14 protein-coding genes are annotated in these 19,048 nt (G+C 62.1%); 5 read left to right on the plus strand and 9 right to left on the minus strand.

Going from position 1 to position 19,048, the window contains the following annotated elements:
- Positions 1-893 precede the first annotated feature (893 nt).
- Both NR193_RS18175 and NR193_RS18180 read left to right on the plus strand, forming a co-directional pair.
- Positions 894-1,922: an AI-2E family transporter gene (locus tag NR193_RS18175; RefSeq protein WP_256752162.1), complete on the plus strand. Its 1,029-nt coding sequence runs from the start codon at positions 894-896 to the stop codon at positions 1,920-1,922.
- Positions 1,923-2,215: 293 nt separating this feature from the next.
- Positions 2,216-3,385 carry a helix-turn-helix domain-containing protein gene (locus NR193_RS18180; protein WP_256752163.1) on the plus strand — a complete coding sequence of 390 codons (1,170 nt, stop codon included), beginning with the start codon at positions 2,216-2,218 and terminating at the stop codon, positions 3,383-3,385.
- Between the two features lie 232 nt (positions 3,386-3,617).
- Here the strand turns inward: NR193_RS18180 and NR193_RS18185 are convergent, their stop codons facing one another.
- The 6 genes from NR193_RS18185 to NR193_RS18210 all read right to left on the minus strand — a co-directional run bounded on the left by NR193_RS18185 (position 3,618) and on the right by NR193_RS18210 (position 11,867).
- On the minus strand, positions 3,618-4,166 hold the full coding sequence (locus NR193_RS18185; protein WP_256752164.1) for an HdeD family acid-resistance protein: 549 nt from the start codon (positions 4,164-4,166) through the stop codon (positions 3,618-3,620).
- Positions 4,163-7,330, minus strand: coding sequence for an efflux RND transporter permease subunit (locus tag NR193_RS18190; RefSeq protein WP_256752165.1), 3,168 nt, complete (start codon positions 7,328-7,330; stop codon positions 4,163-4,165). Before NR193_RS18190 ends, NR193_RS18185 begins: the two co-directional genes overlap by 4 nt.
- Positions 7,327-8,532 carry an efflux RND transporter periplasmic adaptor subunit gene (locus NR193_RS18195; RefSeq protein ID WP_256752166.1) on the minus strand — a complete coding sequence of 402 codons (1,206 nt, stop codon included), beginning with the start codon at positions 8,530-8,532 and terminating at the stop codon, positions 7,327-7,329. The genes NR193_RS18190 and NR193_RS18195 overlap by 4 nt, the downstream gene beginning before the upstream one ends.
- On the minus strand, positions 8,529-9,101 hold the full coding sequence (locus NR193_RS18200; RefSeq protein ID WP_256752167.1) for an HdeD family acid-resistance protein: 573 nt from the start codon (positions 9,099-9,101) through the stop codon (positions 8,529-8,531). The genes NR193_RS18195 and NR193_RS18200 overlap by 4 nt, the downstream gene beginning before the upstream one ends.
- A gap of 70 nt (positions 9,102-9,171) precedes the next feature.
- Entirely contained in the window at positions 9,172-10,410 is a 1,239-nt protein-coding gene (gene arcA / locus NR193_RS18205; protein ID WP_375162713.1) for an arginine deiminase, read from the minus strand.
- Between the two features lie 23 nt (positions 10,411-10,433).
- Positions 10,434-11,867 carry a basic amino acid/polyamine antiporter gene (locus tag NR193_RS18210; RefSeq protein ID WP_256752169.1) on the minus strand — a complete coding sequence of 478 codons (1,434 nt, stop codon included), beginning with the start codon at positions 11,865-11,867 and terminating at the stop codon, positions 10,434-10,436.
- Between the two features lie 293 nt (positions 11,868-12,160).
- On the opposite strand from NR193_RS18210, the gene NR193_RS18215 reads away from it, so the two are divergent.
- The gene (locus NR193_RS18215; RefSeq protein ID WP_256752170.1) at positions 12,161-13,591 is read left to right on the plus strand and encodes a basic amino acid/polyamine antiporter; all 1,431 of its coding nucleotides are present in this window, start codon (positions 12,161-12,163) and stop codon (positions 13,589-13,591) included.
- A gap of 97 nt (positions 13,592-13,688) precedes the next feature.
- On the opposite strand, the gene NR193_RS18220 is transcribed toward NR193_RS18215, so the two are convergent.
- The 3 genes from NR193_RS18220 to NR193_RS18230 form a co-directional block, all read right to left on the minus strand.
- The gene (locus tag NR193_RS18220) at positions 13,689-13,919 is read right to left on the minus strand and encodes a hypothetical protein (RefSeq protein WP_256752171.1); all 231 of its coding nucleotides are present in this window, start codon (positions 13,917-13,919) and stop codon (positions 13,689-13,691) included.
- A 1,044-nt stretch (positions 13,920-14,963) separates the two neighbouring features.
- Positions 14,964-15,152, minus strand: a complete 189-nt coding sequence (locus tag NR193_RS18225) for a hypothetical protein (protein ID WP_256752172.1) — start codon at positions 15,150-15,152, stop codon at positions 14,964-14,966.
- Positions 15,153-15,276: 124 nt separating this feature from the next.
- Positions 15,277-16,779, minus strand: a complete 1,503-nt coding sequence (locus NR193_RS18230) for a PLP-dependent aminotransferase family protein (RefSeq protein WP_256752173.1) — start codon at positions 16,777-16,779, stop codon at positions 15,277-15,279.
- Positions 16,780-17,019: 240 nt separating this feature from the next.
- Here NR193_RS18230 and iolE point away from each other — a divergent pair, with 240 nt between their 5' ends.
- Together iolE and NR193_RS18240 are read left to right on the plus strand one after the other, a co-directional pair.
- Positions 17,020-17,928, plus strand: a complete 909-nt coding sequence (gene iolE / locus NR193_RS18235) for a myo-inosose-2 dehydratase (protein WP_256752174.1) — start codon at positions 17,020-17,022, stop codon at positions 17,926-17,928.
- A gap of 28 nt (positions 17,929-17,956) precedes the next feature.
- Positions 17,957-19,048 carry an ABC transporter ATP-binding protein gene (locus tag NR193_RS18240; protein WP_256752175.1) on the plus strand — a complete coding sequence of 364 codons (1,092 nt, stop codon included), beginning with the start codon at positions 17,957-17,959 and terminating at the stop codon, positions 19,046-19,048.

Genomic DNA, 19,048 nt, shown 5'->3' on the forward strand with positions numbered 1-19,048 from the left:
CCGATCGCCTGGCAATGTGGACAAGAATGATGGGCGCAATCGAGACCGCTGTCGTACTTACCATGGAGGGCGTCTGTGGCGCAGCGGCCGGTCTCGCCCTGGGGCGATGGACGGATTTCGGTCTGGGCGCAAAGGTCGATGCCTTGACGGGCGCGACCGGCGGACTCGCTCTGACCTGGCTGGCCGGACAACTGCCAGGCGTCGCCCGTTTTGTCGGACACGTGGAGAGCGCAGTGGACGCCACGGCGCGAGGCGTTGGCGTCCTTACCCCGGCAGTCCTTGTCGGAATTGGCATTGCAGGATTGTCAGGCGGCCTCGTCCTAACCGCGAGCATTGCCATTGCCGCGGGTGGCGCGAGGCGTGGAGAGTGACCCGAAGGAGAGGTTGGATGAAGCAGGTACAATGTCTATTTGCCCGCCCGAGCACGTGGTTGCTGGTCGCTTCGTTGTTGTCCGCATGCACTGGGGCTGTCGCGCAGTCCCAGTCGATTTCGCATCGGCCTCAAGCCTGCAGCTCGGTACACGCGCCCGTTTGCGGTCGACGCGGCGGAAGGTTGCGGACATTTGGCAACGCGTGCATGGCCCGCGCTCAAGGATTCCAGATCGTGAGGAATGGTGAGTGCCGCATGTCGCGGCCAAAACGGCCAGCAGCCTGCACCCTCCAGTATGCTCCGGTTTGCGCAATCAGAGGCGGGCGCTCGCGCACGTTTTCCAACCAATGCCTGGCTCGCGCCGACGGCTTTCGGCGCGTCCATGCCGGTCGTTGCCGCTGAGCCTATCGACAGGATGCGGGTCGGTTTTCTCCGGCGCGAAAGCTTCCCATAAGTCCGCGCTGGAGAACCATCACGCGTGAGTGAAACAAGATCGCGGCGACCGAAAAGCGAGAAGGCAAACGTGGCAGAAGCGAGCAGCCGCCGTGCGGTCAACCCGGTTGCGACCGGCATCCTCGTTCTCGCCGCGCTGTATTTCGCCAGATCAATTCTCATGCCCCTTGCATTCTCACTGTTCGTGATCGCATTGGCATGGCCAATTCAGGCGGCTCTGCAACGCCGAATCCCGCGGTTGGCAGCCTTGCTGATTACACTTCTGCTTATCGTTCTTGTGATCGTCGTCGTGGGCTCGGCGATTGTCTGGGGGCTCGGCGAACTGTCGCAATGGCTGTTCTACAATACCAGCCAGCTGCAGGCGACCTACGCTCACTGGGTGGACTGGCTGGAGAATCATGGGATTGCAATTGTCGGCCCGTTAGGGGAACTTTTCAGCATATCCAGGCTGATCGGCCTGACGCGCAGCCTGCTCATGCGGCTGAACAGCATCGCCGGCTTTGCCGTGGTGACCTTTATCTTCGTGATGCTTGGCCTATTGGAAGCCGACGAGCTGCAATGTCGCCTGCTTTCAACCTCGGCCCAGCCGCAAGGCGAGACACTCTTGCATATCGGCCGCGAAATTGGCGGCAAGATTCGCCGCTTCATGGTTGTGCGCAGCATTGCATGCGTCATGACCGGCTTGGTCGTGTGGGTGTTTGCGCTTGCTGCCGGGCTCGAGCTCGCCAGCGCCTGGGCGGCAATCGCCTTTGCGCTCAACTACATCCCTTTTGTCGGGCCGCTGCTGGCTACGATCTTCCCGACCCTTTTCGCCATCGCGCAGTCGGGGTCCTGGCAACTGGCGCTGTTTGTGTTCGTCGGCCTCAATGTCATTCAATTTGCCATTGGCAGCTATCTGGAGCCGTTCCTGACCGGCGCATCGCTGGCAATCTCGCCCTTCGCCGTTATGTTCTCGGTGTTTTTCTGGAGCTTCATGTGGGGTGTACCCGGGGCTTTCATCGGCGTGCCGATCCTGATTGTTGTGGTCACATGGTGCGCGCACCAGAAGTCAACACGCTGGGTGGCAACGTTGCTGTCCGGGGGATCTTCATCGGCTTGATGTCTGTCGGTGCCGTTAACTATACCTTCCCCAAGGCAGAGCGAGTAATCTGGCAATTAAACTTGAGCTTTCAGTCAATTCAGGTTAGATTAGTGCGTATGCGGGGAGATGTTCTTTGGCAGAAAGATATCTCCGATGGGTTCTCTTGCGTCTCTGGCGCATGTCGTCTGCGCTGTAAAGAACATATATTATACATTGCTAATGTATATGGGGTTTCGACACCGTGTCACAACGGCAGGGTTGTTGAATGACTCCAGTCGAGAAGTTGTCTCGCTCTACCGCTTGCTCATCCCATGCTCATTGCTGGCGCCGTCGAGGGTTCCGTCGTGATCTCACATGCGGCGAGATCGGCTCCGGCAGGGTTGAACGCGCATGCGATGCGCGAACCCGCGGCTCGCATCACGGCCGGTCCCACGCCCGTCGTCCCGCTGCGAACTCCAATTCCCCGCTTCGAATTCTCGACCCGCGAGTTGCCTCCGAAGGATCAATTTGCCGCGTGGCGCCAGAGCTTCGCGACCGTGCTCGACTTTGCCGCGCCGAGCGACACAGCGGCGGGTTTCGCCGGCACGCAGGTCATCTGGGACCTGGGCGATCTTGCCCTGGCTCAGGTCCGCACGGATGGTTTGGACTTCACCAGTCTGGCGGGTCACATTCGCCGGGATCCCATCGATCATTGGTTGGTGACTCTTGTCCGCGAAGGCAGATCGCGGACGGTCACTCCCTCCAGGTCTTTCGACGCGGGCGCCGGATCGGTGCAGGTGCATCCGCTTGGCGGTGTCTTCGAGGGAAGCGTTACAGACAGCGAAATGCTGTTGCTTTTCGTGCCCCGCGACTTCTGCCGTGACATGGGGTGGGGTCTGGACGCCGCCGAATTCTCCGTGCTTCGTGGGGGCATGGGCCGGCTGCTCGCCGACTATCTGACCAGCCTCGCCCAGAGGCTTCCTGCTATGGATGTTGGTGATCTTCCTGGCTTGCTCAGTGCGACCCGAGCGATGCTGCACGGCTGCATTTCGTCGTACTCAGACCATCTCGCCGAAGCCCATGACCCGATTTCCGCAACCTTGCTCGAGCGCGCCCGTCGATTCGTGCAGCGCCACCTTTTCGAACCTGATCTGTCCATTGAGCAAATGACGCGCGAACTCGGGATATCGCGCTCCCGGCTCTACCGAATTTTCGAAGCTTCCGGAGGGGTCGTGCACTATATCCAGCATCGGCGCCTCCTGGCGGCCCACGCAGCGCTCGCCGATCCGAATGACCGCCGTCGAATTCTCGACATTGCCGACGAATACGGCTTCTGTGACGGCGCAGAATTCAGCCGCGCTTTCAGGCGCGCGTTCGGATACTGCCCAAGCGAAGTGAGAACCGGGGTCAAGAACGGACCGTCGAACTGGCACGTAGACGAGGTGCAGGCGGCCGTTCCTGTCCAACGGCTGGGCCAACTTCTTCACAGACTGCAAGCATGATCATGGGCCAATCGAGGACGCGATCGACATTTGGCCGCGCCGCTCGGCGATAAGGTTCGACAGCGCAGGCCTGTCCAGATTGGCCTTACGCAGCTGGCGGCGAAACCATCATTTCCGCGTGGCAATTGGCGCAGCGCGCGCTAGTCCCGACAATCGCCGCGTCGCTCACGCGCAGCTCCCTGCGGCATTTCGGGCAAGCGAGGCCTGCCGGCGTCTCCGCAACTGCGGGCCATTAGGCTGTCTTGGCCGCCGGTAGCCAGCCGTATGTCAGCCAGGCAATGCCATGCGAAATGAGGTCAATACCGAGCAGAAATCCAAGCACCCAAAGACCAGTCATGGGCCATCCAGTCAGGATGACCAGCCCAGCCAGAACTCCGAATGCTCCTGACAGAACCATTGTCCAGCCGACGTCGCTCCAGCGCTTGATGCCGACAAAAACGCGCACGATGCCGGAGGCCGTGAGCAGCAGTCCGAGGATGTAGGTCAGGACAAGCGCACCAGACAGAGGCTGGCTCACCACCATGGCGCCGAAAACGACGTACAGGATGCCAAGCACGAATTGCCATACGAAGCCGCCCCATCCTTTCATCCAGAAGGCGTGCATCATTTCGAACGCACCCACGACGATGGCAGTGACACCAATGACTATGGCGCTGATTACCGTGGCCAGCGCTATATCACCCAAAACGAACACCCCTCCGACAATCAGCACAAGACCAAGAAGAAGACGAACCGAAGGGGGTGGCACAGTCGATGCCGTTCCATTCTCATAGGTGGTCATGTTCTCCTCCTCGATTGCGGGACTATCTCATCGGTGTTCGATTCTGCCTTCGGTCGGACAGCGGCCCATTCCGCAACGTGCTGGATCACCGCGAACAGGGTCGGGATGATAAAAAGGCCGATCGTCGTTGCGGCCAGCATGCCGCCAAAGATCGTCACGCCCACCGCCTGGCGCGCGCCGGCGCCGGCGCCGGTGGACATCGCCAGTGGGATAATGCCCAGAATGAAGGACAGGGCCGTCATCATGACGGCGCGGAAGCGCTGCTCGGCACCAAGTCTTGCCGCTTCGGCGACCGGGTGCCCCTCCTCGCGGCGTTCCTTGGCGAATTCGACGATCAGGATGGCGTTCTTCGACGCCAGCCCGATCAGCAGCACGATGGCGATCTGCGCGTAAAGGCTGTTTTGCAGTCCGAAAAGCATGAGTGCCCCGGTGGCGCCGAACAAGGCGGCTCCAAGGGACAGGATGACGGCGATCGGAAGCATCCAGCTTTCGTATTGCGCTACCAGGAACAGATAGGCGAACAGAAAGGCCAGTCCGAAGATGAGGGTCTCTTGTCCGGCGCTGCGTCGCTCCTGGAACGAGAGGCCGGACCACTCGTAGCCATAGCCGGCCGGCAGCGCGTGGGCCGCGACGCGTTCGATGGCGTCCATCGCCGCTCCGGAACTGCCGCCGGGCGCGACCTGACCGTTGATCTGTGCCGCTACCGAGAGGTTGTAGCGGGAGATGACGAAGGGCGCGAGCATGGTGCTGGTCGACACCACCGCCCTGAGCGGCACCATTGCACCCGCCCGGCTGCGTACATGGAGATTGAGGATATCCTCGGCGTCCCCACGATGCTCGGCGTCAGCCTGCAGGTTGACCTGGAAGACCCGCCCCTGCAGCGTGAAATCATTCACGTAACGCGACCCGAAGCTGGCGCCGATCGTCGAATAGATGTCGAACACGCTCACGCCAAGCGCTTCCGCGCGGGTCCGGTCGACATCGACGTAAATCTGCGGCACATCGGCGCTGAAGGTTGTCGCCACGCCGCCGATTTCCGGGGCCTGGTTGATCGCCGCAACGAATCCGCGCACCACCTCAGCGATCTCCTCCGGCGACTGACCCTGCAAAGCCTGGAGGCGCAGGTCGAGGCCGCCGACCGCGCCGATGCCGGAAATGGCCGGTGGCGAAAAGACAGCGACATTTGCGCCCGGAATGGTCGAGAACTGCGCGCGCAATCTTGCGAGGATGGCGTCCAGCCGCAGGTCCGGCGTGTTGCGCTGGTCCCAGGGATCCAGCGCCGCCACCACCATCGCTCCGTTGGGAGATTGCGTCCCCTGGACGATGCTGAAGCCGGCGACCGAAATGACGTTTTCGACGCCTTTCGTCGCCGACAGCACCTTTTGAACCTCGCCTACAATGGCCCTGGTGCGATCAAGGGAGGCTGCGTTGGGAAGCTGGATATCCACAAACAGGGCGCCCTGGTCCTCGTCCGGGAGAAAGGTGGCAGGCAGGCTGCCGAGCAGCAGGTAGGCGGCCAGGAAGCAGGCGGCAAGCGCGCCGAGAGGTATGATCCACAGCCGCACCAGGAACCCGACTATCCGGCCATAGCCGACGCGCGTCGCATCTATGAAGCGCGCGAACCAGCCAAGGGGACCGCGCCGATATCCGCGCTGTCCGCGTCTCAGCAGGATCGCGCTGAGTGCGGGACTGAGTGTCAGGCCGACAAGCGACGAGAGAACCAGCGCCGCCGACAACGTGATCGCGAATTGACGGTAGAGCTGCCCGCTTATGCCGGACAGAAAGGCTGTCGGCGTCACCACGGCGAGGAGCACGAGCGTGGTGGAAATGATCGGACCCGTGATCTGCCCCATCGCCTTGCGGGCGGCCGCCGCCGTTTCGATCGCGGGGTCGTCCTCCATGACATGCTTGACATTCTCGACGACAAGGATCGCGTCATCCGCGACCAGTCCGATGGCCAGCACCAGGGCGAGCAGCGAGATCGAGTTTATCGAGTATCCAAACGCCAGCAGGACGGCGATGGCGCCCAGCATCGAGACGGGCATCGCCAGTGCCGAAACCAGGGTGGCACGCCAGTCCTGCAGGAACAGGTATGTGACGACGAGCACGATGAGGAAAGCCTCGCCGAGGATACGCACGATCAGCGCAAGGCTCGTCCGGACGAAACGCGTTGCATCGTAGACGACCTGATATTGGAGGCCGGGCGGGAACCCGGATGAAAGGCGCTGGAGCTCGGCGAGCACGGCATTGGCGGTCTGGATGGCGTTGGCCCCAGGCGCCTGGTTTATCTGCAACATCGCCGTTTCATGCCCAGCGAAGCTCGCGCTCGATGAATAGTTCCGGGCACCGAGCTCGATGCGGGCGATGTCGCGCAGCCGTATGATCGCTCCGGCGCCGCCGGTGCGCACGACGATGTCCCCGAATTCCTCCGTGCTCATCAGCCGGCCGCGAGCCACCAGTGTATATTGTAGCTCGGTGCCTTCCCGCGCCGGCGGGGCGCCGGCCTGGCCGAGTGAGGCCTGGATGTTCTGCCGCTGAATGGCGGTCGCCACGTCATCGGCCGTTATGCCGAGCGCATCCATGCGCGCCGGATCTATCCAAACACGCATCGAGTATTCGGACGCGCCGACGACGGAAGCCTCGCCGACGCCGGCGACGCGCGAGATCGCATCGGCGATCGTCGTCGACGTGAAATTGGTGATCTGCAGCACGTCGAGCTTGCTGTCCGGAGAATAGAAGGCGATGCCGAGCACGAAATCGGGCGAGCGCGACCGCACCGATACGCCTTGCTGGGTGACCGCGGCCGGCAACTGGGAAATCGCCAGTTGCGCCCTGTTCTGCACATTGACCTGAGCAATGTCGGGATTTGTCCCCACTTCGAAAGTCACGGACAGCGAATATTGCCCGGCATTCGAACTGGTCGACGACATGTACATCATATTGGGGACGCCATTGATGGCGGTCTCCAATGGACCACCGACGACATCGGCAATCACTTCCGCGCTGGCGCCGGGATAGGTGGCGGAAACCGTGACCGTCGGCGGCGTGATCTCGGGGTATTGCTGGACCGGCAGCGAAAAGACGGCGATCGCGCCAGCAATCGAAATGACGATTGAAAGGACGATCGCCAGCCGGGTCCTGGTTATGAAGAGGTCGGAAATCATGAGCCGCCGCCGACCGGCTGGCCTTCGCTCGGCTGAACCGTCATGCCTTCGGCGAGACGCTGGATTCCCTGGACGACGACCTGCTCGCCTCCATTCAAGCCGGTGTTGACCGCCCATCCATTGCCGACGCGCGCGCCGGTATCGATGCGCCGTTGCGAGACGACATTGTTCTTGCCCAGCAGATAGACAAACCGCCCCTCGCTATCCTGCAGCACCGCCGTCTGGGGCACCACCGGCAAGCTGGGCGCTTCCTTCCGCTGCACATAGAGGGTGACGAATTGCCCGGGCAGAAGGATGTGACGAGGATTGGGGAAAACCGCGCGAGCCGCGACGGTACCCGTCTGCGGGTCGATCTCGTTCTCGACAAATTCGAGTCGGCCAGTCGCGTCGTAGTCCGTCCCGTTGGCAAGACGCAGTGAAAGCTTCAGCGTCTTCGGATCGATGTTGCTGCCGCTCGCCTCCTGCTGCCGCATGGTCACAAGCAGCCCTTCGGTCACGGCGAAAGCCACGCGGACCGTGTCCAGGCTGACTATTCGTGCCAGCGAACCGGAATCCGGTCCGACCAGGTTGCCGGTCGTGAATGTCGCACGGCCGATGTTGCCGGAGATCGGCGCCGTGACGCGAGCATAGGCAAGGTTGAGCTCGGCGGTGTGGAGGGCCGCCTCCGCAACCTGCACGTCGGCGGCAGCGACATCGAATGCCGCCTGGACCTCGTCCAGGGCGGCCTGCGAGACCGTTCTTCGAGCGAACAGGTCGCGGTTGCGCGTCAGCGTCCGTTCGGCCGATCCGCGTGTCGCCTCGGCACGCGCCACCTGCGCCCGTGCCGACGTGACCAAGGCATCAAGCTGATCCGGTTCGATTTCAAACAGCGTGTCCCCAACCTTCACCGTCTGCCCATCCTTGAAATCGACGGCGTGCAGAAAGCCGGTGACGCGCGCGCGGATGTCCACTGCTTCGATCGCCTCGACACGAGCAGTAAACTGCGCGGGACTGCTCACCTCCTGAACCTTGATCTGTTCGATGACGACAGCGGGCGGTGGAAGTCCTTGTCTCCCTCCAGGCTGCTGAGCGAAGGAAATGGAATCGATGCAAGGGGTCGCGACGGCGGCCAGACAAACGATCATCAAGCAAGTGCAGACATGTCTGGTCATCCGCTTCTCAACCGAACAATGTTGCCCGGATGTTTCGCGTGAGATGGTCATGACCCGGCCCTGCGCATCGACAGGGATATGGCAATGTACGCGCCGCCGGCGACAAGGAGGGAAATGCCGGCAATCGTACCTGGCGTGTAGGTGCTGGTGTAGGGCAGCTTCAATGCGAGCGTCGCGCTGGCGGCCAGCGCGACCAGGCCCGAAACACCGAACCACTGCCAACCAGCCTGCTTGCGCACCCGTACCGCGAGCGCGACTTGTAGAATGCCCTGAACGAGAAACACCAGAGCGATCAGGAGAGTGATCGCGAGAGCGCCCTTCAAGGGGTTGAAGTATATCAGGATACCGCCAACCAGCTCGACCGCGCCGGTCAATTCTTGCCAGATGAACCCGCTCCACTCCTTGACCTGCAGGGATTGGACCATCTTCACGATGCCCGCGAGCGAAAGGACGAATCCGAGGACGACGCTTGCCGCAAATGTGGAAACCACGGGCAGGGCGACGGCCAGGGCTCCAGCCGACGCCAGGGCAATGCCCAACGCCAAAAACCACCCCCATTTGGAACGCAGCGAGGCCGCTTGCTGCCGGTGATCGGTTCCGCTCGTGGAAACGCCGCTCATTGTCGATTGCCTAACCAGAAATCCTGCATGAACGCCGTCCATCTCTGATCTCCGGAAGCGCGCTCCGCCGTCAGTAGTCCACCGAATCCCGGACTATCGGACAGGTCATGCAATGGCCGCCACCACGACCGCGGCCCAGTTCCGCGCCGATGATGGTAATGACCTCGATGCCCTCTTTGCGCAGCAGCGTGTTCGTGTAGGTGTTGCGGTCATAGGCATAGACGACGCCCGGCGACGCACAGACGAGGTTGGCACCGCTGTCCCACTGGGTGCGCTCGCGCACATAGGCGTTGCCGCCGGTCTCCACCACGCGCATCTTCTTGAGGCCGAGCGAGTCGCGCACCGTCTCGACGAAAGTCCCCTTGTCCTTGTGCAACTCGACGCCGCCCTTGCCGTTCGGCCGGTAGGAGAATGCCTCGATGCCATTGACGATGTCGGGGTAGAGCAACACGCAGTCGCGGTCGGCGAAGGTGAACACCGTGTCGAGATGCATCGCCGCGCGCAGCTTCGGCATCGCCGCGACGATGACGCGCTCGGCCGCGCCCTTCTCGAACAACGTCGCCGCGAGCTGGCTGATGGCCTGACGCGAGGTGCGCTCGCTCATGCCGATCAGCACATTGCCCTTGCCGATCGGCATGACGTCGCCGCCTTCCAGCGTGGCGAGGCCCCAATCCTTTGTCGGGTCGCCCCACCACACGTTCACCTTGCCGGCGAAGTCGGGATGGAACTTGTAGATCGAGGTGGTGAGGATGGTCTCCTCATGCCGCGCCGGCCAGTAGAGCGGATTCTGCGTGACGCCGCCATAGATCCAGCAGGTCGTGTCGCGGGTGTAGAGCGTGTTCGGCAGCGGGGGCAGCAGATACTCGTTCACCCCGGCCGCGTCGCGGATCAACTCGAGCTGTTCGCCGCCGATGGATTCGGGAAATTCATGGGTCGAGAGGCCCCCGATCAGCGTCTCCGCCAGTTCGCGGTTGGAGAGCCCCTCCAGATAGGAGCGCACCTCGTCGACGAGGCCGAGGCCGACCTGGTTCGGCACCACCTGATTGTCGAGTACCCATTTCTTCGCCTCGGGGACTGCGACAGTCTCGGCAAGGAGGTTATGCATCTCCACCACCTCGATGCCGCGGTCGCGCATCTTGGTCATGAAGTCGAAATGGTCGCGCTTGGCGTTCTCGACCCACAGCACATCGTCGAACAGAAGTTCGTCGCAATTGCTGGGCGTCAGGCGCTGATGGGCGCGGCCGGGCGCACAGACCATGACCTTGCGAAGCTGGCCGACCTCGGAATGCACGCCGAATTTCATTTCCATCGCCATGGCTTGTGCCTTTCTCGTCAAGGTGTGATGGCGCCGGTCAGCAGGCCGACGAAACCGGCGAGTCCCGCGACCAGGGTGACGGCGAAGATGACAAGTTCGACCGATGTGAAGAACCGCGCGTTCTGTTCACGCCGGGCCCAGAAATAGAGGATGGTGCCAGGCACAAAGAGGACCGCCACCAGCAGCACGTATTTCAGGCCGGCGGCGACGAACATGAACAGTGTATAGACGACAGCGATCCAGGCGAAGAACTGGTCGCGTCCGCGCTCACCGGGCGTGGTCTGGTAGACCTCGCCACGGCGGGCGATCAGCACGCCATAGCCCGCGACCAGCAGGTAGGGCAGCAGCGACGTCACGCTGGTCATGTCGAGCATGAAGTTGAAGGCGTCACGCGACCAGTAGGTCGAGATGACGAACAGCGAGACGACGATGTTGGTCAGCCAGAGCGCGTTGGCGGGCACGCGGTTGCTGTTCTGCGCCGCGAAGAGCTTCGGCATGTCCTGCGACTTGGCGGCGGCGAACAGCACCTCGGCGCAGATCAGCGACCAGGCGAGATAGGCGCCGAGCACCGAGATCAGAACGCCGATGGAAATCAGCACCGCGCCCCAATGGCCGACGGCCAGTTCCAGCGCGCCGGCGAGAGAGGGGTTCTGCACCCCGGCGATCGCCGCGCGAGGCGCGGTCGCATAGGGCAGCAACGTGATCGCGACCATGAGGCCGGTCACGGCCACGAACCCGAGGATGGTTGCGGAACCCACATCCGACCGCGTCTTGGCAAAGCGGGAATAGACGCTCGCGCCCTCGATGCCGAGGAACACGAAGACCGTGATGAGCATGGTGTCACGAACCTGCGCAACCAGCGTCTTCTCGGGCATGCCCACGCCGCCGAAGAAGTTTTCGGAGAATTGCGAATAATTGAAGAAGAAGATGAAGGCGAGGATCGCAACGAGCAGCGGCACGATCTTGGCGATGGTGACGACGGTGTTGATGAAGGTCGCCTGCTCAACCCCCCGAAGGATCAGAAAGTGGAACGCCCAGATGCCGATCAGCGACACGATAATCGCGATCGCGGTGCTTCCGTCGCCGAAGGGGCCCGGGAAGAAGCGTCCCAGCGTCGAGCCGATCAGCACCCAATAGAACACGTTACCGAGGCAACTGCCGAGCCAGTAACCGAAGGCGGACAGGAAGCCCATATAGTCGCCGAAGCCGGCCTTGGCATAGGCGAAAACGCCGGAATCGATGTCCGGCCGTTTCTCGGCCAATGCCTGGAACACTCGGGCCAGCATGTACATGCCGGTACCGGCGATCAGCCAGGCGATGATGGCGCCGAACGGGCCGGTTGCGGTAGCAAACCGGCCAGGCAGGTTGAAGATGCCGGCCCCAACCATCGATCCGACGACCATTGCGGTCAATGCGAATAAAGACAGCTTCTGCTCGGATTTACTTGTCACGTCTCTCTCCCGGCGATGGGCGACCAAGCGAGCCCGCAACCGATGGGCGAGTAAATCTATGCCTTTGAAACGGGCGTGAAATTAGCTGAGAATCTCATGGCTTGGCACCAAGTCTCTATTTGGGACTTGTGGCGTCCCAGAGCGTCACCTCGGCTAGACTTGGCGATGACGTCGATGCAGCATCGAAATCTCATCGCCTCTCTGGCCGCGTTGGAGCGGGCGGAAGGATGGTCTGGAATGCGGCAGCAAAGCTCACAGTCGGGGTAAGCAGACGCCCTCCTTAGGACGCGACCATGACATCCGAAAAGCCGCGATCCCTTTCATTGGCCGCGCTAGCCTCCATGGTGGTCGGATCAATGATCGGCGCGGGAATATTTTCACTCCCGCGCACTTTCGCCCACGCGACCGGGCCGGTCGGCGCCGTCATCGCCTGGTGTATCGCCGGGGCAGGGATGTACACCCTGGCGCGTGTCTTCCAGGCACTCGCGGAGCGCAAGCCCGAACTCGATGCCGGCATCTTTGCATACGCCAAGGCCGGTTTCGGTGACTACGCGGGGTTTCTCTCCGCCTTCGGCTACTGGCTGGTCGCCTGCATCGCCGACGTCTCTTACTGGGTCCTGATCAAATCGACGCTTGGCGCTTTCTTCCCATTTTTCGGCAATGGCGACACGGTTCCCGCCGTCCTGGTCTCTTCGCTCGGCCTCTGGCTATTCCATTTCACGATCCTGCGCGGGATCAGAGAAGCTGCCATCATCAACACCGTTGTCACCGTCGCAAAAGTCGTTCCCATCCTTGTCTTCATCGTGATTCTGATCAGCGCCTTCAACGCCGACCTGTTCGCCGCGAACCTCTGGGACGCGGAGCCCGTGTCACCGGTCGGTCTCTTCCAGCAAATCCGCGCGACCATGCTGATCACCGTATTTGTCTTCATCGGCATCGAGGGAGCAAGCGTCTATTCCCGCTACGCACAAAAACGCTCTGATGTCGGCACCGCCACGATCTTGGGTTTCGTCGGCGTGCTGTGCCTGCTGGTCCTGGTTACACTGCTGCCCTACGCCGCACTGGCGCGGACGGAAGTCGCGGCCATGAGGCAGCCATCCATGGCCTCCGTGCTGGAGGCCCTTGTCGGGCCGTGGGGAGGAATCTTCGTCAGCATTGGACTGATTGTTTCGGTGCTTGGAGCCTATCTGGCCTGGTCTCTGATTTGTGTGGAGGTGCTGTTCGCAGCCGCAAAGAGCGGAGACATGCCAAAGATCTTTGCAAACGAAAACCGCCACAAGGTGCCCGCCGCCGCCCTCTGGCTGACCAACATCGTGATTCAGTTGTTTGTGATCAGTACTCTTTTCTCGGAAGACGCATTCGCGCTGATGGTGAAGCTGAGCAGCGCGATGATCCTGGTTCCTTACTTGCTGGTTGCCGCATACGGCCTCCTTCTCGCGCTGCGCCGCGAGACTTACGACACCAGACCGCAGGAGCGATCCCGCGACCTGATCGTTGCCGGTATCGCAACGCTTTATGCCGCCTTCATGATCTACGCAGGCGGCCTGAAATTCCTTTTGCTGTCATCCATCCTCTATGCGCCCGGTACCTTGCTTTTTGTTCAGGTCAGACGGGAGCAGAACAAGCCGGTGTTGGTCGGCGCGGAATGGATTGTCTTTGCGGCCGCGGCAGCTGGCTGCCTTGTTGGGATCTACAGCGTTGCGACGGGCCAGATCGCTATCTAGAGCCTGTTCCATCCCGATGGAATCGGGATGGGGCTCTATCTCTTTGTTTGAGCATGATCTTTCCCGAAAACCGGATTCCACTTTTCGGGATCATGCTCTAGCCTCGGTGAGGAACGGGGTATTCGATCCGTCGAAGGCGCTCGTAAAGAGATGCTTCGTCGAGCTTGCCCATCGAGACAAGCGCCATTGCGCTTGCTCTCAGTTCGGCCGCGCGATGACTGCCCTCGGCAATTCCCTGCTCGCGGCAAACGCGGTTATAGACCCGCTTCAAAAGGACGAGGTCGCTCCGATGAGTGATTCCAAATTTGGACGTTTTGGGGTTAGCCATGGCTCACTCCCACCCGCATGGTAGCTCGGTTCAAGCCCGTCAACGCTTGTGGGCGTGCGACGCGGCAGCCGCTGCATTCGTGCGGAACAAAGCCGCGAGGTTCAAGAAGTGGCTTCGCTGACTGCGCCAAGGCCAATGCATCGGCTTTGGCCGCCCGCGTCCAGAAATCAGCTATTGCTTTGGTATCGAAGACACAGATGCCGGCCGCCGCTCATGCAGGCGCGATGGGCCTGTCAGGGCCAAGTTCAGGTCCTGGGCGGCTGTGTCGCACCTGATACGTGAAGGGCCGAAGTCCTTGGTGATCCGCCGTGCCTGGGCCTGTGTGATCCCGTGCTTCCTGGCGAAATAGGCGGTTTCATAGGGTTTCTGCACAGCCGGCTAGCGCCATCTTTTCTTGTTATCGAGCGGCAGAGGACGAACAGCCCCGGCCGAGAATGTGTATGTGGCAAAAGGATCCGGCTTGTGAGCGGGACGCCCATATCCAAACCGACCGCCGAAATCTCCTTCAGCATCCTGTTGTTGGGATGGCAATTCGGGCGGCGTACCGACCGAACCCGTGTGGTCGTGATCTTCCGTTGGGGGTGCGCCAGGTTTTTTCATGCAACTAAAGAAATCGTCAGGCCAGTTGGTTCCCTGGTGAACCCGGACATGGTTTCTGGAACCTTTCCAGCCGAGGTGAGGCCAGCGGTTCCGCTGGACTGGTCATGCCTGACAGGTCGATTGGAACAAGAATGCCGCGCGGAACGTTGGTGGATGTCAAAGTGACAGGAACAGTTCATGCCCCATAGGGCAAGAGCGGCGAACGGCGAACCGGCTGGGCGCGCTCAGGAGGCGCATATGGATACCACCACAATTCTGGTCATCGTTCTTATTGTTATTCTGCTGGGCGGCGGCGGTTTTTACGGTCGCGGCCGCTGGTACTAGGTCCCGCAAGAGACCTCGCTTGCTCGTTTGCCTGCACCCGCACCAGTCGGGTGCAGGACGGTCTGTTCGGCCTGTAGCCAGGCTGCCCGCTGAGGCATTGCGACGAACGATCCAGACGACCTAGCTGCCTCCTGCCTGGCTGAATACAACCGTGCCGTCGTCCTTGCGGACTTCCACCGCTACGATCCCGTCATTCTGCTTTCGAGCAAGAAATGTCGCCAGCGCATGATCTCGCGCGTCTTTCTCGGCATCGAAGGGCGTCTTTTCAACGATGCCCGCTTTCCCGTACCAAATCACAGTGTAGGCCATCGCTGGACGCTCCCTTGCCTTTGCCCGAAGCGTCGTCCCCCCGGGCACTGGATTGCCTAAGCTGAAAACCTTCGAACATCCAGGTGCTAAACCGTGGCCGCGGCCGGAAGTTCCATATCCAGCCTCAGGCTTGCGCCTCACTGGGCGGCGGTGCTCGTTTGAAGCTCCGCACCTGCTCGATGGCCTGGCGCAGACGTCGGATTCCCGCTTCGCTCTCGGCCTTGTTGCAGGCGGCATAGCCAAGCACCAGGCCATTGCCGGAGGACGACCAGTAATATTTCGACAGCGGCGATGCGTTGACACCGAGTTTGTCGGCGCAATGCACGACCGCCCGGTCGTCGCAACTTTCGTGAAGCGCGGCAACGACCTGGATTCCGGCTTCCGCCGCCGATAGGGTCATGTGGTCGGCCAGTTCGGTCTCGCACAATTCGTAGAAGAACTTGCGGCGCTCGGCGTAGATGCGGCGCATGCGCTTGAGGTGGCGGCTCATGTGGCCCTCGTCGATGAAATCGGCAAGTGCTGCCTGAAGCACCAGGGGCGCGAACTGTCCGGTGGTGCTCAGCGCATGCGGAATGCCCTCGCACAGGGCGGCGGGCAAGACCATGAACCCCAGCCTGAGCGCCGGAAACAGCAATTTCGCGAAGGTGCCGACATAGATGACGCGGTCGGCGTAATCCATGCTCTGTATGGCGGGGACCGGCCTTCCCTGAAACCTGTACTCGCCGTCGAAATCATCCTCGATGATCCACGAATTGTTGCGCTCGGCGATTTCGAACAGGCGCAGCCGCTGGTCCATTCGCATCGTGATCCCCAGGGGATGCTGGCAGGCGGGCGTCACATAGATCAGGCGCGGCGAAACCTCCGGCTGGTTCATCTGCCAGCCGTCGCGGTCGACGACAAGCGGCAGGATGTTGGCGCCCGCGACCGTGAAGGTCGCCTTGGCCGCGTAGTAACCCGGTTCCTCCAGCCAGACCGTGTCGCCGGGATCGAGCAGCAGGCGCGCCAGCAGGTCGAACGCCGCCTGTGCTCCTGTCGTCACGACGATCTGTTTGGGAGAACATCGCACGCCCCTGGCCGAGATAAGGTAGCCGGCTATCGCCTCCTTGAGCGCCGGCAGACCGGTCACATGATAGGTGCCGAACAACATGTCGGCGCCAAAGGTCGCCCGACGCGCGAGAAGCCTGCCCCAGACGCCGAAGGGGAAGTTCTGGGAGTCCGGCATGCCCGGATGAAAGGCAAAGCGACCGGGCGATCCATGATGGAAGGGTTGCTGCATCAGGCTTTCGCCGCGCCTGGAAAGCGGGCGTCGAAGTGCCGTGGCCGCGGGTTTGTTGCCTCGATCGGTCGAGTTCACGGGCAGGTCGACGACCACCGGGCGCGCGCCCTGCCGGCTTGCAAGATACCCTTCCGTGGCCAGTTGGTCATACGCACCGACGATCGTGTTACGCGCGAGGCCCAGATCCTCCGCGAGCGCGCGCGTCGACGGCAGTTCCGAGCCTGGCGCCAAGCGGCGGTCACGGATCATCGAGGCAATCTGCCGATAGAGCTGGCGATGGATCGGTTCGTCGATGGTCCGGTCGATGACCAGCGCATCCATCGGAAAGGCCTGGCGCCGTCGCCTTGACATCCGCATCGAAAATCCTCGGCCGCATGAGAACAAGCAGAGCTTAGACGAGCGCCGCGCCGATTGAAACTGGCACCTTCACTTCCATGCAAACTGGCTCTCGCGATGGAGACAGATCGGCGCTTAGATGAAAAGAAAAAGGGAACGACGGGCCAGAACAGACCGCAAGCGAAACGCCTTCACCGACGGGAATGGTCGGGATGAAGCGTCGCGACCGATGGTCTGGTCCGGTGAGGAGCGATGATGGCAGTCCGGATAGGCATAAATCCGATCACGTGGACCAATGACGACGTGCCGGAGCTCGGCGGCGATACACCGCTCGAGGTCTGCCTTTCCGAAACGGCGCAGGCCGGCTATGCCGGCACCGAGCTCGGCGGCAAGTTCCCGCGCGCCAGCAAGGATCTGGCCGCGGTTCTCGCGACCCATGGCCTCGAACTGGTCTCCGGCTGGTATGATGGCCGGATCTGCGAAAAGGAGGTCGAGGAGGAATTCGACGCCATCCTGCCGCATCTGACGCTTCTGCGCGACCTCGGCGCCAAACACGTCGTCTACGCCGATACGTCGCGCGGCCGCCATGGCGCCATTCACGATCCGATCTCGCAGCGTCCCAGACTTGCCGACGGCGAGTGGAAATCCTACGGCAACAAGATCACGCGACTGGCCGAACGGTTCGCGGATTTCGGCGTCGGCATGGCCTTTCACCATCACATGGGAACCATCGTCGAGACGGATGACGAGATCGGCAGGTTGATGGCCGGTTCGGGCGAAGCCGTCGGCCTCCTCTATGACACCGGCCATTGCCTGTTTTCCGGCGGCGATCCCGAGGCGCTGCTGCGGCGGCATGTCGGCCGCGTCGTCCACGTGCACTGCAAGGATGTGCGGCCGGATGTGCTGAAGCGCGCTCGCGCGCTGGACATGAGCTTCATGGGGGCGGTGATGGAAGGCATCTTCACCGTGCCCGGAGATGGGTCCATCGACTATTTGACGCTTTTGCGGGTGCTGGCCGACAATGGCTATGCCGGCTGGCTGGTGGTCGAGGCCGAACAGGATCCGGCCAAGGCCCACCCGCTCACCTATGCGACGATGGGCTACCGCAATCTGCGCGACCTGGCCCGCAAAGCTGGTTTCGAGGTCAAGGAACGGAAGAACTGATACCCTTCGGGGGCGCTGGGGAGCGGCAATGAGTTCTGTCCTGTACCAAGGTGTGGTCAAGAACTACGGGGCGCTGAACGTCTTGCGGTCGCTTGACCTTGCCGTTCCCGATCACATGTTCCTGGCCCTGCTCGGTCCTTCGGGCTGCGGCAAGACGACGGCGCTGCGTATCCTGGCTGGCCTCGACATGCCAAGCGCCGGCAAGCTCTTCATCGGCGAGCGCGACGTCACCCGGCTGCAGCCGCGCGACCGCGACATCGCCATGGTCTTCCAGAGTTACGCGCTCTATCCGCAGATGACGGTCGGCGAGAACATCGGCTATCCCCTGTGGATTCGCGGCATGCCGGATGCCGAGCGTCGCGCCAAGATCGACGAGGTCGCCGCGGTTCTCGAGATCGGCCACCTGCTCGATCGGCGGCCGCGCCAGCTTTCGGGTGGCCAGAGGCAGCGCGTGGCGCTTGCGCGCGCCATCGTTCGCGATCCGGCTGCCTTCCTCATGGACGAGCCGCTGTCGAACCTGGATGCAAGGTTGCGCCTGACCATGCGCGGCGAGATCAAGCGGCTTTGCCAGCGGCTCGGCGCTACCACCCTCTATGTCACCCATGACCAGGTCGAGGCCTTGACCATGGCCGACTTCGTCGCGGTGATGCACGGCGGCGAGCTGCAGCAGATGGCGCCGCCGGCCGACATCTACGACCGTCCGGCCAACCGGTTCGTCGCCACCTTCGTCGGCAATCCACCGATGAACATCCTTCCGGTCACACTGGCCGAACAAGGCATCGCGATCGGTGGAACGCCGATTGCAATTCCCGCCGCCCGGCTGGCGGCGTGCCGTGCGGCGCAAGTGGTCGAGATCGGCCTGCGGCCGGAAGACATGAGCGTGTCAGTGCCGGGCGCGCCCAACGCACTGCCCGGCGAGATCTATGTCGTCGAACCGATGGGCAACGAGACGCTGGTCAACGTGCGCCTTGGCGGCGGCAATGTTTCGGTCCGCGCGGGCCGCGACTTCAGGGGCGCGGTCGGCGCCAACATCGCGGTCACTTTCGATGTGTCGAACGCATGCTTCTTCAATTCGGCCGGCCTGACGGCCGTCCACAGGGTCAACAGTGATGGAGAGTGA

The organism is Mesorhizobium sp. Mes31, from assembly GCF_024519675.1.
In the GTDB taxonomy this organism is placed as follows: domain Bacteria; phylum Pseudomonadota; class Alphaproteobacteria; order Rhizobiales; family Rhizobiaceae; genus Mesorhizobium.